13 protein-coding genes are annotated in these 12,311 nt (G+C 63.0%); 7 read left to right on the forward strand and 6 right to left on the reverse strand.

The annotated features are described in order from the left end of the window. Positions 1-16 precede the first annotated feature (16 nt). Positions 17-595 carry an acyloxyacyl hydrolase gene (locus tag IPV69_RS12050; RefSeq protein WP_206295360.1) on the forward strand — a complete coding sequence of 193 codons (579 nt, stop codon included), beginning with the start codon at positions 17-19 and terminating at the stop codon, positions 593-595. Positions 596-689: 94 nt separating this feature from the next. After that, complete coding sequence (locus IPV69_RS12055) at positions 690-1,952, forward strand: amidohydrolase family protein (protein ID WP_206295361.1); 1,263 nt, start codon at positions 690-692, stop codon at positions 1,950-1,952. 23 nt (positions 1,953-1,975) lie between these two features. On the opposite strand, the gene IPV69_RS12060 is transcribed toward IPV69_RS12055, so the two are convergent. Further along, positions 1,976-2,725, reverse strand: a complete 750-nt coding sequence (locus IPV69_RS12060; protein ID WP_206295362.1) for a DedA family protein — start codon at positions 2,723-2,725, stop codon at positions 1,976-1,978. A gap of 122 nt (positions 2,726-2,847) precedes the next feature. On the opposite strand from IPV69_RS12060, the gene IPV69_RS12065 reads away from it, so the two are divergent. Continuing rightward, positions 2,848-3,261, forward strand: a complete 414-nt coding sequence (locus IPV69_RS12065) for an acyl-CoA thioesterase (protein ID WP_206295363.1) — start codon at positions 2,848-2,850, stop codon at positions 3,259-3,261. Positions 3,262-3,418: 157 nt separating this feature from the next. Here the strand turns inward: IPV69_RS12065 and IPV69_RS12070 are convergent, their stop codons facing one another. Both IPV69_RS12070 and IPV69_RS12075 read right to left on the reverse strand, forming a co-directional pair. Continuing rightward, positions 3,419-4,018 (reverse strand): hypothetical protein, encoded by a 600-nt coding sequence (locus tag IPV69_RS12070; RefSeq protein ID WP_206295364.1) that lies wholly within the window; start codon positions 4,016-4,018, stop codon positions 3,419-3,421. A 348-nt stretch (positions 4,019-4,366) separates the two neighbouring features. Further along, positions 4,367-5,296, reverse strand: a complete 930-nt coding sequence (locus IPV69_RS12075; RefSeq protein ID WP_206295365.1) for a hypothetical protein — start codon at positions 5,294-5,296, stop codon at positions 4,367-4,369. A gap of 258 nt (positions 5,297-5,554) precedes the next feature. On the opposite strand from IPV69_RS12075, the gene IPV69_RS12080 reads away from it, so the two are divergent. From IPV69_RS12080 to IPV69_RS12095, 4 genes are all read left to right on the forward strand, one after another. Further along, positions 5,555-5,974 carry a hypothetical protein gene (locus tag IPV69_RS12080; protein ID WP_206295366.1) on the forward strand — a complete coding sequence of 140 codons (420 nt, stop codon included), beginning with the start codon at positions 5,555-5,557 and terminating at the stop codon, positions 5,972-5,974. Positions 5,975-6,093: 119 nt separating this feature from the next. Then, positions 6,094-7,560, forward strand: coding sequence for a pectate lyase (locus tag IPV69_RS12085; protein ID WP_206295367.1), 1,467 nt, complete (start codon positions 6,094-6,096; stop codon positions 7,558-7,560). A gap of 181 nt (positions 7,561-7,741) precedes the next feature. Further along, entirely contained in the window at positions 7,742-8,602 is an 861-nt protein-coding gene (locus IPV69_RS12090; RefSeq protein WP_206295368.1) for a type II secretion system protein, read from the forward strand. Positions 8,603-8,725: 123 nt separating this feature from the next. Continuing rightward, a complete protein-coding gene (locus tag IPV69_RS12095) occupies positions 8,726-9,154 on the forward strand; it encodes an OsmC family protein (RefSeq protein WP_206295369.1) in 429 nt (142 codons plus the stop codon). A gap of 102 nt (positions 9,155-9,256) precedes the next feature. Here the strand turns inward: IPV69_RS12095 and gpmI are convergent, their stop codons facing one another. From gpmI to IPV69_RS12110, 3 genes are all read right to left on the reverse strand, one after another. Then, the gene (gpmI, locus tag IPV69_RS12100) at positions 9,257-10,876 is read right to left on the reverse strand and encodes a 2,3-bisphosphoglycerate-independent phosphoglycerate mutase (RefSeq protein WP_206295370.1); all 1,620 of its coding nucleotides are present in this window, start codon (positions 10,874-10,876) and stop codon (positions 9,257-9,259) included. Positions 10,877-11,030: 154 nt separating this feature from the next. Continuing rightward, entirely contained in the window at positions 11,031-11,612 is a 582-nt protein-coding gene (gene pilO, locus IPV69_RS12105) for a type 4a pilus biogenesis protein PilO (RefSeq protein WP_206295371.1), read from the reverse strand. Further along, positions 11,609-12,298 carry a PilN domain-containing protein gene (locus tag IPV69_RS12110; protein WP_241180012.1) on the reverse strand — a complete coding sequence of 230 codons (690 nt, stop codon included), beginning with the start codon at positions 12,296-12,298 and terminating at the stop codon, positions 11,609-11,611. Before IPV69_RS12110 ends, pilO begins: the two co-directional genes overlap by 4 nt. Positions 12,299-12,311: the final 13 nt, after the last annotated feature.

A 12,311-nucleotide genomic window follows, 5' to 3' on the forward strand; every position in this document is an offset into this window, starting at 1 on the left:
CGGAGCGGTTCCACCGATGCCCATGCACATTCGTATCGTTGCCGTCGCCCTTCTCTTTTCCGCGCTTCCGGCCTTCGCCCAATCAACGTCCACCGCCGCCCCGACGTCTTCGCCGGTTCACGACTTTACCGAAGGCGTCTGGACGTTTTCGCTTTACACGGGCTACAACCGCGAATGCTCGACCGACCCGCAGATGGGATATGTCTCGGCAGGCGTGGGCTATTTCTTCCACAACGATTTCGCCATCAATGCCGAGTTCCGCACCTACGGCGTCGAACAGGAAGGCGACGAGGCGGCGATGTTCGAGCTCGATCTGCTCCTGCGGCATCACGTCATCAAGCGAGACCGATGGACGCTGTTTTTCGACATCGGCGCGGGCATCACGCAGGCGACCCGCGACGTGCCGACCGGTGGAACGCATTTCAACTTCATCGAAGAGGCCGGGGTCGGTATCACTTACAAGCTCGATGAACGCGTCCATCTCATCGCCGGCGCTCGGTACTGGCATCTGTCCAACGCACGCATCCATGGCGAAGACCAGAACCCCGGGCTCAACGGGTATGGCGGCTATGTCGGGCTGATGTGGAAGCTGTGATTAGCGGTCGCACCGCAGGTGCACCTCTTTTCTCCCCCTCGATTCTCGAAGTGCACCTTCGGTGCGACCGCTAATCAGGTCACGCGTAAATCCCATGGCCTCTTCCGATGTCACCATTCTCCGCGCCGACTGGGTTGCCCCGATGTCGGACCCGGTGATCGCCAACGGCGCGATCGCAATCACGTCTGGAATCATCTCCGACCTCGGGCCGGCGGAAGGTGTCGTCGCCCGATTTCCTTTGGCGCACCGGCAGGACCTCGGCTCGGCCGTCCTGATGCCGGGGCTGGTCAACGCGCATGTTCATCTGGAGCTCTCCGACCTCACGCCCGGGGAGCGGCCGGCGTCGTTCGTGGACTGGCTGTTGTCGGTGATGTCGAAGGGCCCGCCACCCACCCCCGAAGGCGAAGCCCGCGTCGCCGCCGCCACGCGTGCAGGCGTCGCGCAGTGCCTGCGATTCGGCGTTACGACCGTGGGCGACATCAGCCGATTCCCGGGGGTAACGCGGCAGGCGCTGGCGGAGAGCCCACTTCGCGCGGTCAGTTTCGGCGAAGTGACGGCGATGGGATCACGGCGAAACCTCCTGGAACAACGCCTTTCCGCGGCGATGACGCCTTCCCCCGCGCCAGGCCGCGTGATCTCGGCGGTATCGCCGCACGCGCCGTACTCGATCGAGCCCGTCGGCTACGAGCGGTGTCTATCCGCCGCCGTCGCTGCCGGGGTACCGATCGCAACTCACCTGGCCGAAACCGTGGAAGAGTCGGAGTTCATCACCCGCCACAGCGGCCCGTTCCGGCGACTGTGGAACACCATTGGCGGATGGGACAGCGACATCCCCCGCCAGCACGAGCGCACAACGCCGGAAGCTCTCATGAAGCGCATCGGCTTCCTCTCTTACAAGCGGGCGATTCTGGTTCACGCCAATTACCTGGCCGACGACATCTCACAGGGCAAGGCGAGCGTCGTCTATTGTCCGCGTACCCATGCGTACTTCGGCCACAAGCCACACGATTGGCAGCGGATGCTCGCCGACGGGATCAACGTCGCCGTCGGCACCGACAGCGCAGCGTCGTCGCCGGACCTGAACCTGGTGGACGACCTGCGACTCATGCATCGGCAAGCGCCGAGCGTATCGCCGGAAACGCTTTGGAGAATGGCGACCGTCAACGCCGCAAAAGCCCTCGGGATGCAGGGACGGGTTGGGGAGTTGTCCATCGGTGCGGCGGCCGATGTCATCGCGTTCGCTGTTCGCGGTCGCGACCCGCTGCGGGAAGTTCTCGATGCCGGCTACAGTCCAACCCATGTTTGGATCGCGGGCACTCGTACCGATGAGCGGTCGCACCGCAGGTGCACACCCTGAAGAGTGGACCTGCGGTCCGACCGCTAATCGGCAGCGCCGGACGGCGAACCGCTTACAGGGGCGGGATCCTCCGCGACGGCGATCGGCTTTCGTCCCCACAATTTGCCGACGCGATTCAGCAGTTTCGCCCGGCCGGCTTCCGTCGCGAGCAGCATCGCCAGGCGAACGATCAGATACATTGCGACGATCGCCAGGGCGACCGGCTTCCATCCCCCGCCAATGAAACGCTCGAACGGCGCGACGAACACGTCGCCGAAGAGGACCACCAGGCCAATCAGCCCAGGCGTCCAGACGAAAGCGAAGAAGCAGGTCCACCAGAAAAAGGCTCGGGTGCGTTTCGTCAGTGCCCCGACGGCCAGGTACAGCGGTACCCGGATGCCGGGCATGACACGGCACATCGCGATCGCCGCCCAGGGTCGGCGGTCGAACCAGGCCCCGAACGCCTGAAGCCGTTCGGGGCTCAGCCGACGTGTGAAGAACTTCCACCGCAGCACGCCCATGCCGCCGAGCCGGCCAATGGCAAAGAACAGCAGGTCGCCGATGTAGATGCCCAGGAAACATCCCAGTCCGCCGATCCAGGGGGAAATCTGTTCACGCCGGATCAGCATGCCGACCGCGATGCATACGAGATCTTCAGAGATGAGGGTGCCGAGGATGATGGCGCCAATTTGTGCCGCGGCGGGCATGTCGCGCAGCGTCGCGTCATTGGGCAGGAGCGAACCCGAACCGATCGCTGCCGCGACCGCCGGCATCGCGACGTGCAATGAAACCAAGCCGGCTCCGAGAAGCACGATTGAAGCGATGACTTTTCGGAATGGAGATTGACGCATCGACGGGTGAAGTTTAGCCACGGAATCTCAGCGCCACCACGCTTTGGCATATTACGATGGCGGACATGGCCACGCCGCACCATTACGAGATCGATGTTCCCGCCTCGGCGATCGACGCCAACGGTCACGCCAACAACGTGGAGTTCGTCCGCTGGATGCAGGAGGCGGCGATCTCTCACGCCGACGCCTCGGGCTGCACGAAGCTGACGACGGATGCCGGTGCCACCTGGGTAGCGCGGTCGCACCACATCGAATACCGGCGGCCGGCGATGCTGGGCGATCGGGTTCGGGTGGTAACCTGGGTGGAAAACATCCGCCGGTCATTTTCGCTGCGGAAGTATCGGTTCGAACGGGTCGCCGACGGCACCGTGCTCGCCGAAGGACAGACGGACTGGGTGCATGTCGATGTTGCGACGGGCCGGCCCAAATCGGTGCCGGCGGAGATTGTCGGCCTGTTCGATCTGAAATCTGAGGCCTGAAAGCCCTGCGTTGAGATTTGCGGGTTTGTAAACGCAATCGCCCGGCGAGACCTCGTGAGGTCGCGTCGGGCGTGCATGGGCTTTGGTCTCGTCGCCGGGCTTGTGTCCGCCGGAGTCAATTCTCCGGTCGGCCTTGCCGGGCGAGAGTTTGTTTTCGTTAACCGACGCGAACGCGTTCGGTGCGGTATTCCCAGTGGCCTTCGCAGACCAGCTCCTGCCGTTCGATGGTCTCGAAACGGCCTTCGCGAACGCACACTTTCTTGTGCACTTCCTGGAAACCGCCCTCGCGGACGCATACACGAGTATGCACTTCTTCGAAGTGGCCCGGCGCGACACAAACGCGCTCGGCGACTTCGACGAATCGGCCGCAGGCTCGGTCGAAGCGGCGGGTCTGGCGGTACTCGTACCGCTCGGGGATCCATACCTTCTCGCACCGCATCTCGTACACCGGTTCGATGTACACGCGCTCGCAGCGCGTCTCATACACCGGCTCGATCCACCGGCGGTCGCACACGGTGCGGTACTGGGCCGGAACCCAGACCTTGACGGTGCGTTCCTGGTACACCGGTTCGCAACGACGGCTGTCGTGGTCGTGCCGGTCGCCGATACGGATGTCGAAATTGAAGTCAAACTTCGGGCGGTCGCCGGCCTGGGCCGTTGGAGCCATGCCCAGCCCTGCGAAAGCCGCCGCCGACAGAGTCAGCAAAGTCGCCTTCTTGCCCAGGTTCCTCCCGATCTTGTTCAAAATGCCGAACATAAAGAGCCTCCGATCGTCAATGTCGCACAGCGTTTCTGCAGGCCCGACCGGCTATCGAAATCGTGCCGTCGTCAGGCTTTGTGGCAGTCGCTTTGTGCGTCACTGGAACTGACAGGAAGGGGTAGGCGGGGTTAGCGATGCCCTGGACAGGGCATGTGATTATCGACCGACCGGCGATGCAGGCCGGCGGCGGGCAGCAACGCACAAGCGCGTCCGATAAGGAGTGCTGTAACGCGAACGGCCCGGAGCAATGAAATGCTCCGGGCCGTTCGTGGGTTCGATGTTCGGATCTGGCATATCTGGTATCTCAAATATCAGATTTGAGATGCCACAATCCTGGAAGCGTTCTCAGTCCGCCCAGTCCCACCAGGCGTGGACGTCGCTGACGCCGAGGTTCTCGCCGCCGAGCTTCCACTTGAGCGCCTTGCCGTCGGCCTTCACCTGGATCTCGGCGAGGTAGTCGGTGACGTTCTTGAAGTCCTTGCCGTCCTTCTTGATCATCTCGGTGTCGAGCATCTTCACGCGAATGGCGTTTTCGTCGTCATTCAGCATCAGCATTTCTTCTTCGTACCATTCGCCGGCGTCGTCCTTCATCATGACGTTGCGGCGGGTCCGCTTGATCTTGGTGTAAGTCTTGACGTCAATGCCGGCGTGCTCGCCGAAGGTCAGGCCGACGGGGTCGAGCCGCTTGACGATCTTGCCGCCGTTGTTCCAAAGCATCAGCGTGAACTGCCCGCCGTAGTGGTCGGTCTTCTTCTCGCTGCCACCGACGATCTTCTTCACGTCCTTGACCAACGCTTTGTGGGCCTTCAGCGTGTCGGCGGCAATCTTCTTGGCCTCGTCGGCGGTCGCCTTGGCGGCAGAACGACCGGCAACGGCCTTTTCAGCCTCGGCCTTCTTGGCGACGAACGCCTTGACCGTCGCGTCATCACCCTTGCCCTGGAACAGGGTGACGGTCAGCAGTGCGAACTGGCCGTCGGCCAATTCACCCTTCCAGACGCCCAGCGGCTTGGCCGGCTCGACGGCAGGTGTGCGGGGGCCGATCTTCCAGCTTCCGTTGATCGGCAGCTTCTGCATGTCCAGTTCCTTGCCGGCGGCGACGCCGGTCAGGATCGCAAAGGCCTCGTCATCGGCCTTGTCCTCGATCGCATAGGTCTGGATCGCCATCAGGCGGGTGAGATCGACAGTGACGGCGGCCGCGCGAACCTGGCTGGCCGGCAATCCCAGGCCGAGCAGGAGAGCGAGCGACGCCACGAAACGGCTCAAACGAGCATTCATCCGAAAACTCCGAAGGTAGAGATTGGTCATACAACAGGAAACCGATGGCACGACCCGCCGATGCCGATCCCTTTCGACCGTTCGGTCGAAGGCTTGGCCGCAGCGGTTACCCTCCGCCCGCAAGAACGTCACGGCGAAACTGCCACATCCCCGAAACTAATACGTCGGAGCCGGCAAGCCGTTTCGCTGCTGAACGGAATCGGGGATTATGAAGCGGGAAAGCCACCCACGCAACCTATAATGTCGCCCTGCCAAACCATGGACTTATCCCGAATCATGTTCCGCACCCTGACGGCCCGAGTGCTCCGCACGGCTTGCTGCCTGGGCCCCGCTGCCGCCGTTGGGTGTTCGACCGATTTTGCTCAGCGGGCCGAGCAGAGAGCGCCGGATCGGCTTCGCGGCGTGAATGTGAGTTACGACGTCGCCGGGATGGGCGCCCCGGATCCTGTCCGGCCGCAGGAACCCGTACAGTCCCCCTATGCTTCGGTAAAGCCAGCGACAATGCTCGTCTGGTGGCAAACCGCCGACGGCGTGGTCCATCAGAAGGAAGTCGAGACGCGCGGCGGGACGATCAACCCCGAGCGGTTCGCCGGTTCGCTCTGGGTGGAAGTGACGGCGGTCGGTTCCCGGCCGAAGCGGCTGACGACGATGCCCTCGACGACGCCGGTCACGGACTGAATTGAGCCGAGCCGAACCTCGACGTTTGCGGGGGCGTTCGGCGCGTAACAGCTACGAGCCCTCGCGGTATCATCCTTGAAGTCATTTTGTGCCTTTCACGTCATCGTCCCGGAGGCCCCATGCTGCGATCGCTGCCGACGCTGTGCGCGTTGATGCTCGTGATGACTCCCACCGTTCGCGCCGCCGACGCCCCGCTGCAAGACCAGGCCGCCGCCGCGATGGAGAAAGCCGTCAAGTTCTTCCACGGTTCGGTCTCGAGCCATGGCGGGTATCTCTACAAGTACAGTGCGGACCTGGCGAAGCGCGAAGGGGAAGGCGTCGCCGACATCGACACGGTCTGGGTGCAGCCGCCCGGCACGCCTGCCGTCGGGATGGCTTATCTCGACGCGTGGGAGCGGACCAAGGCCCCCTACTTGCTCGCCGCGGCCAAAGACGCCGGCATGTGCCTGGTCAACGGGCAGCTTCGTTCCGGCGGATGGACCGGCTGGATCCACTTCGGCGACGCCGACCGCAAGAAGTTCGCCTACCGCGTTGACCCTGCCCCCAAGGCCGGCGGGAAGAAGGCGTTCAATGTTTCGACGTTTGACGACGATAAAACGCAGTCCGGCGTCCGCTTTCTCGCCCGGCTCGACAAGGCACTCGACTTCAAGGACCCGAAGATCCACGAATGCGTCACGACAGCGCTCGATGCGATTCTGAAGGCACAGTTCCCCAACGGGGCCTGGGCACAGGGGTGGGAAGCCTTCCCCGATGCCGCCGACCATCCCGTCAAACCGGCCGCCTATCCCGCCGACTGGCCGCGGAAGTATCCCGGCGGTTCGTATTGGTGGTGGTACACCTTTAACGACAACACGGTCCACGACACGATCAACACGCTGCTACTGGCGACTGAAATCTACGGCGATACGAAGTACCGTGAATCGGCGATTCGTGCCGGAAAGTTCATGGTCCTGGCTCAGCTCCCCGACCCGCAACCGGCCTGGGCACAGCAGTACAACTTCAACATGGAACCCGCCTGGGCCAGAAAGTTCGAGCCGGCGGCGATTACGGGCGGCGAATCACAAGGGGTCATCGAATCACTGATGAAGCTTTACGTCGAGACCGGCGACCGGGCCTTTCTCGCACCGATTCCCAAGGCACTGGAGTATCTCAAGAAGTCCCGCCTGCCCGACGGCCAACTCGCACGGTTCTATGAACTTAAGACAAACAAGCCGCTCTATTTCACGAAGACATACGAGCTGACCTACGACGACGGCGACCTGCCGACGCACTATGGTTTCAAAGTGTCGAGCAAGCTGGAATCGCTGCAGAAGAGGTTCGACGAGGTGTCGAAGTTGTCGCCTGAAAAGCTCGCCGCAAAACGGACAAAGAAGCGCGATTCGGCGACCCCGCCTCTGGCTTTGGAGAAGGCTGTAAAGGAGGTTATTGCCGGCCAGGACGACCGCGGCGCGTGGGTCACTGACGGGTCGCTGAAGTATCACAAGAACGACGGCACCCGCCGGGTCATAGAAAGTGAGACGTTTATCAAGAATCTTGCAACATTGAGCCTTTATCTCGACCAACGGGCTCATCAGAAAGCGGAATAGACAGGGTGTATGCAGAACTCAACTCCTGTTGCGACTGCCTGCACCCGCAGTTTTGAGCTGCGGGTTCCAAAATTGGCCTGCACGATTTGTCGGACATCGCGTAGACTAGGATGATCCCCTGTAGCCTCAGGCGCAAGCTGGGAGCCGAACTGGGGCTCACTTAGTCGTTCGAGTACCTCCTATGTCAAGTCGTCGTTTGATTCGTCGTCGTTCGAGCCGCCAGGCGTTCACGCTGGTCGAACTCCTGGTTGTGATCGGCATCATCGGGCTGCTGGTCTCGATTCTGCTGCCGGCAGTCAATCGAGCCCGCGAGGCCGCCAAGACCACGGTTTGCGCGAGCAACCTGCGGCAGATCGGCGTCGCGATGAACGCGTACATCCTGGATCAGCGGACACTTCCGCCCGGGAAGGCCGACGCCGGCGGCACCATCTGGCCCAAGGGAATCTTCTGGTCCAGTCACCTGGTTGCCACCAAGTTCATCTCGGCACCGACGGGTCCGGGCGCTTCCAAGGACCACATTTTCCATTGCCCCAGCGGCAGCGATGAAGACTTCACCTTCAGTGGCTTCAGCGCAACCTCGCCGAGAGACCCGCAGAACCGAGGTTTTATCCGGGTACCCGAACCGTCGGCCGCGGCGGCCGTTCAAACCTGGTACGCCCTGAATTGCCAGGTCGCCGAGAACGGCGGGGGCAAGACGTCAGCGTCGAACGCCGTTCCGTTTATCTGGGTGAAGCCCACCGACAACGCCAACTTTGCCGACGGTGCTTACACGCGCGGCCGTGGCGTCATCAAATACGCCGACCGCCTGGTCATGGCGTTCGACGGCAACGCCTACAACTGGAACCAGATCGCAGGCTCTGTCGGCCAGATCTCGCGCGTCAGCGCCCGACACGGCAGCGCGACCAACAACGGCCTCGACGGCTTCTTCAATTGCCTGTTCTTTGACGGCCACGTGGCACTGCTTCCGTCCGAACCGTACACCCTGCGCGGACTTCGCGCCGAACCGGGCGTGACGATTTTCCATCTCAACGATCAGAAGTAGCGATCACCACAGGCGGTGCGGTGGGCGAAGACAGTTTGCCCTGCTGGGCCTATCATGCGGTTGTCATTTCCGGCCAGGATTTACTGGCCGGTTTCTTTTTCGGTACTCATTGAAGGAGACATCATGCCCACACGCACAGCCGACGCCGTTTGGAATGGGGGCCTCGTCGAAGGCACCGGGACGCTCAAGACCGGCAGCGGCGCCCTGAACCTGCCCTATACCTGGAAGGCCCGCGCCGAGGACGGTGCCGGCACCAACCCCGAAGAACTCATCGCCGCCGCCCACGCCGGCTGCTATTCGATGGCGTTCTCGCACATCCTCGGTGGCGCGGGGTTCAAATCGAAGACCATCCAGACGACCGCAAAGGTTGCATTCGAGAAGCAGGGAGACGGCTTTGCGATCACCAAAATCGACCTGGTGACGACCGCCGAGATCCCCGGTATCGACGATGCCACCTTCCAGAAGCTCGCGACGATGGCCAAGGAAGGCTGCCCCGTCTCCAAAGCCCTGTCGGCAACGCCGATCTCGCTGAGCGCGACGCTGAAGAAGTGAAGCAGCAGGCACGAACGCAGTGAGGCACGCAGGTACAAAGGGAAACGCCCCTGGTGCCTGCGTGCCTCTTTGTTTTTCGGTGCCTTCCGTGCCTTCCTTGCCTCAAGCGATCAGCGACACACCGGTCATCTCCGCCGGCTTGGGCAGTCCCATCATGTCGAGCACGGTCGGTGCGACGTCGGCGAGCCGGCCGCCTTCGCGGAGTTTCTTGCCCTTGGCCCGGTCATCGACCACGACCAGCTCAACGGGGTAGGTCGTGTGGGCCGTGTGGGGGCCACCGGTGGCGGGGTCGATCATCTGCTCGGCGTTGCCATGGTCGGCCAGCACGATCGCCACGCCGTCCTGCTTTTTGACCGCATCGAGGATGCGACCGACGCACACATCGACGTGCTCGCACGCCTTGATGGCCGCCGCCAGCACGCCGGTATGGCCGACCATATCGCCGTTGGCGAAGTTCACCACGACCAGGTCGTAGACCCCGCTGTTGATGCGGCTGACGACTTCATCGCAGATGCCGTAGGCGCTCATCTCCGGCTTCTGGTCGTACGTGCTGACGTCCGTGGCGCTCGGCACGATCTGCCGGTCTTCGCCGGGAAACGGTTCGTTGCGGTAGTCGTTGAAGAAGAAGGTGACGTGCGGAAACTTCTCGGTCTCGGCACAACGGAACTGCTTGAGGCCGAGGTTCGAGAGGTACTCCGCCAGGATGTTGTTCATCTTCGGCGGCTTGGGGTAGGCCACGTGCACCGGCAGGCCGGACTCGTACGCGGTCATCGTGGCGAAGTAAACATTCAGCTTGCCGCCTCGATCAAACCCCATGGTCTTGCCTTCCGCTTCGAACGGAAACTGCTCGAGCACGAACGCCTTGCTGATCTCGCGCGGGCGGTCGCCGCGGTAGTTGTAAAAGATGACGGCGTCACCGTCAGAGACCTTGGCGAGCGGTTTGTCGCCATGCGTGCCGGTGATAACCGACGGCGTAATGAACTCGTCGCCGGTCATGTTGGCTTCGGTGGGGTTCGCGTAGTAATGCCTGATCGCTTCGTCGGCAGAGAGGAATTTGGGGCCTTCGCCGAAAACAATCGCACGGTATGCCTTTTCGACGCGTGCCCAGCGGTTGTCACGGTCCATCGCCCAGTAACGGCCGGACACCGTCGCCACTCGTCCGACACCGATCTCGGCCATCTTCGCCTCGATCTGCTGAACGTACCCGACACCGCTGTTGGGTGAAGTGTCGCGGCCGTCGGTGAACGCGTGCAGGAAGACGCGGTCGCCGGACAACCCCCGACGCTTGCACAGTTCCAGGCAACCGTAGAGGTGCTCGAGCAGGCCATGAACCCCGGCATCGGAAACGATGCCGAAGAGATGAACACGGCCGGCGTTATCGACGGCGAAGTCGAGCGCCTCGTTCAGGACGTGATTGCTGAAGAACTCCCCGTTGCGAACCTGCTTGGTGATCCGGACGGACTCCTGGTCCACGATGCGCCCGGCACCGATGTTCTGATGTCCCACCTCGCTGTTGCCCATGGTGCCCTCGGGCAGGCCAACGTCAAAACCGCTGGTGGCGATGAGCGTGCTGGGGTACTCGGCGAGGATTCGGTCGGCGACGGGGTGCCTCGCGAGAAAAACGGCGTTGGAATCGTTCCACTGCGGGAACGGATTACGACCCCAGCCGTCGCGGATGACCAGGACAGCGGGACGCTTGGCAACCTGAGTTACGGGGGGCACGAGTCAGTCCTTTCGTACGGAAGATTCCCATTCAAACGAGCGGCGAATCTTACGCAGGAAGGCCGGGGAGAGGTAGTGGGTGATTGGGTGGTGCGGTGGTGGACAAAAACTTACCTGCCTTGTGCCACATTCCACGCTACCCCATCACCGCATTCTATTTCCCCGCCGGGCTTGTGTGCCAGGCGAGTTCCATTCGGAAGGTGGCGACGTTGGCATCGCGGGAGGGGGCGGCGTTCTGCAGATCGAAGGACTGAACGGTGGTGTCCGGGAATCGCTCGCGCAGGGCGTGCAGGAATGCGGCGCACGCGGGATAACTCCCGGCGCCGACGACCCGAATGGGGACGGTCTGGTAGTGCTGGCCGTCAACGGCCGACTGTGGCTGGATCTCGTTGAGCGTGACCTTTGCCTCCCCCGCGACACCCGCCAGCAGATTGATCCGGCGATTGACCGCCGAGGCCGGTTCCAGCCGCAGCGGCAGCTCGGCCAGTTCCTTGTTGGCCGCGACGAGCCGCTGTCGCGTGTCACGGAGTTCGGTCGCGAGCTCGGCAGATCGCGTCTTGCGGTCGGCCAGTTCGCGCTCCTGGCCCCGGCGTTCGACGAGTCCGGCCAATGCCGGGGCGATGCCAACAAAGTACCCACCGGCCGAGATCGCGACGCAGACTGTGATACCAATCGCAATCGCCTTGCGGGAATACGAACGCTGCTCGGGGTTGAGAGGAGACTTTTCGGTGCTCATCGATCTCCTCCGGCGATGTTGGCGGTGCTGTCGGTCGGCCTGGCGGCGGCGGGCTTACCGGGCTCGGCCAGCGTGCACTCAATGCGGAACGAAACCAGCTGCTTGTCGGCGAACGGTTCCCGCGTCGTATCGAGCAGCGTCACCCGCCCGAACAGACCGGTCCCCTCCAACCGCAGCGCGAACTGCGACACGGCCGCCTGAGACGCACCCAGCCCCGCGACGTTCACCAGCAGCGTCGGATCGATGGCCGCCGGCTTGACCGACTTCGGTGACGACGGTGACGCCGGTTTTGGCACCCCCGCGGTAGGGGACGGCACTTGCCGCGGCCGCACGGAGCAACCCTTTAGCGTGACGTCCTGCCCTGCCTTGGTTGCCATCAGTGCCAGGAGTGAACTCCAGTCGGGCTGCTCGGCAATGGCGCGACTGGATCGAAGCAGGGATTGCACGCGATCCAGTTCGGTTCTGAAGCCTGCCACCTCGGCCGAGGCGCGGTCCACTTCGGTGCCCGCCGTCTGCAAGCGGGCCTGAAGGTCGGAACCGGAATGGGTATCGATCGCCAGCGCCGCCGCCCCGGCGGCGGCGACCAGCGCGCCGTAACAGGCGCACCCAACGACCCAGCCGCGGCGCAGGGAGCGCCGGCGACGGCTTTCCAGCCGATGGAAGGGAATGAGGTTCAATGCCTGCATGGTCACGCGTCTG

The organism is Humisphaera borealis, assembly GCF_015169395.1.
Classification (GTDB): domain Bacteria; phylum Planctomycetota; class Phycisphaerae; order Tepidisphaerales; family Tepidisphaeraceae; genus Humisphaera; species Humisphaera borealis.

Coding starts and splice junctions, on each gene's coding strand:
- IPV69_RS12075 (WP_206295365.1), bottom strand. CDS start 5,296: ATGAATGCTCGTTTGAGCCGTTTCGTGGCGTCGCTCGCTCTCCTGCTC.
- IPV69_RS12085 (WP_206295367.1), top strand. CDS start 6,094: ATGCTGCGATCGCTGCCGACGCTGTGCGCGTTGATGCTCGTGATGACT.
- IPV69_RS12055 (WP_206295361.1), top strand. CDS start 690: ATGGCCTCTTCCGATGTCACCATTCTCCGCGCCGACTGGGTTGCCCCG.
- IPV69_RS12080 (WP_206295366.1), top strand. CDS start 5,555: ATGGACTTATCCCGAATCATGTTCCGCACCCTGACGGCCCGAGTGCTC.
- IPV69_RS12070 (WP_206295364.1), bottom strand. CDS start 4,018: ATGTTCGGCATTTTGAACAAGATCGGGAGGAACCTGGGCAAGAAGGCG.
- pilO (WP_206295371.1), bottom strand. CDS start 11,612: ATGAGCACCGAAAAGTCTCCTCTCAACCCCGAGCAGCGTTCGTATTCC.
- IPV69_RS12050 (WP_206295360.1), top strand. CDS start 17: ATGCCCATGCACATTCGTATCGTTGCCGTCGCCCTTCTCTTTTCCGCG.
- IPV69_RS12065 (WP_206295363.1), top strand. CDS start 2,848: ATGGCCACGCCGCACCATTACGAGATCGATGTTCCCGCCTCGGCGATC.
- IPV69_RS12110 (WP_241180012.1), bottom strand. CDS start 12,298: ATGCAGGCATTGAACCTCATTCCCTTCCATCGGCTGGAAAGCCGTCGC.
- IPV69_RS12095 (WP_206295369.1), top strand. CDS start 8,726: ATGCCCACACGCACAGCCGACGCCGTTTGGAATGGGGGCCTCGTCGAA.
- IPV69_RS12090 (WP_206295368.1), top strand. CDS start 7,742: ATGTCAAGTCGTCGTTTGATTCGTCGTCGTTCGAGCCGCCAGGCGTTC.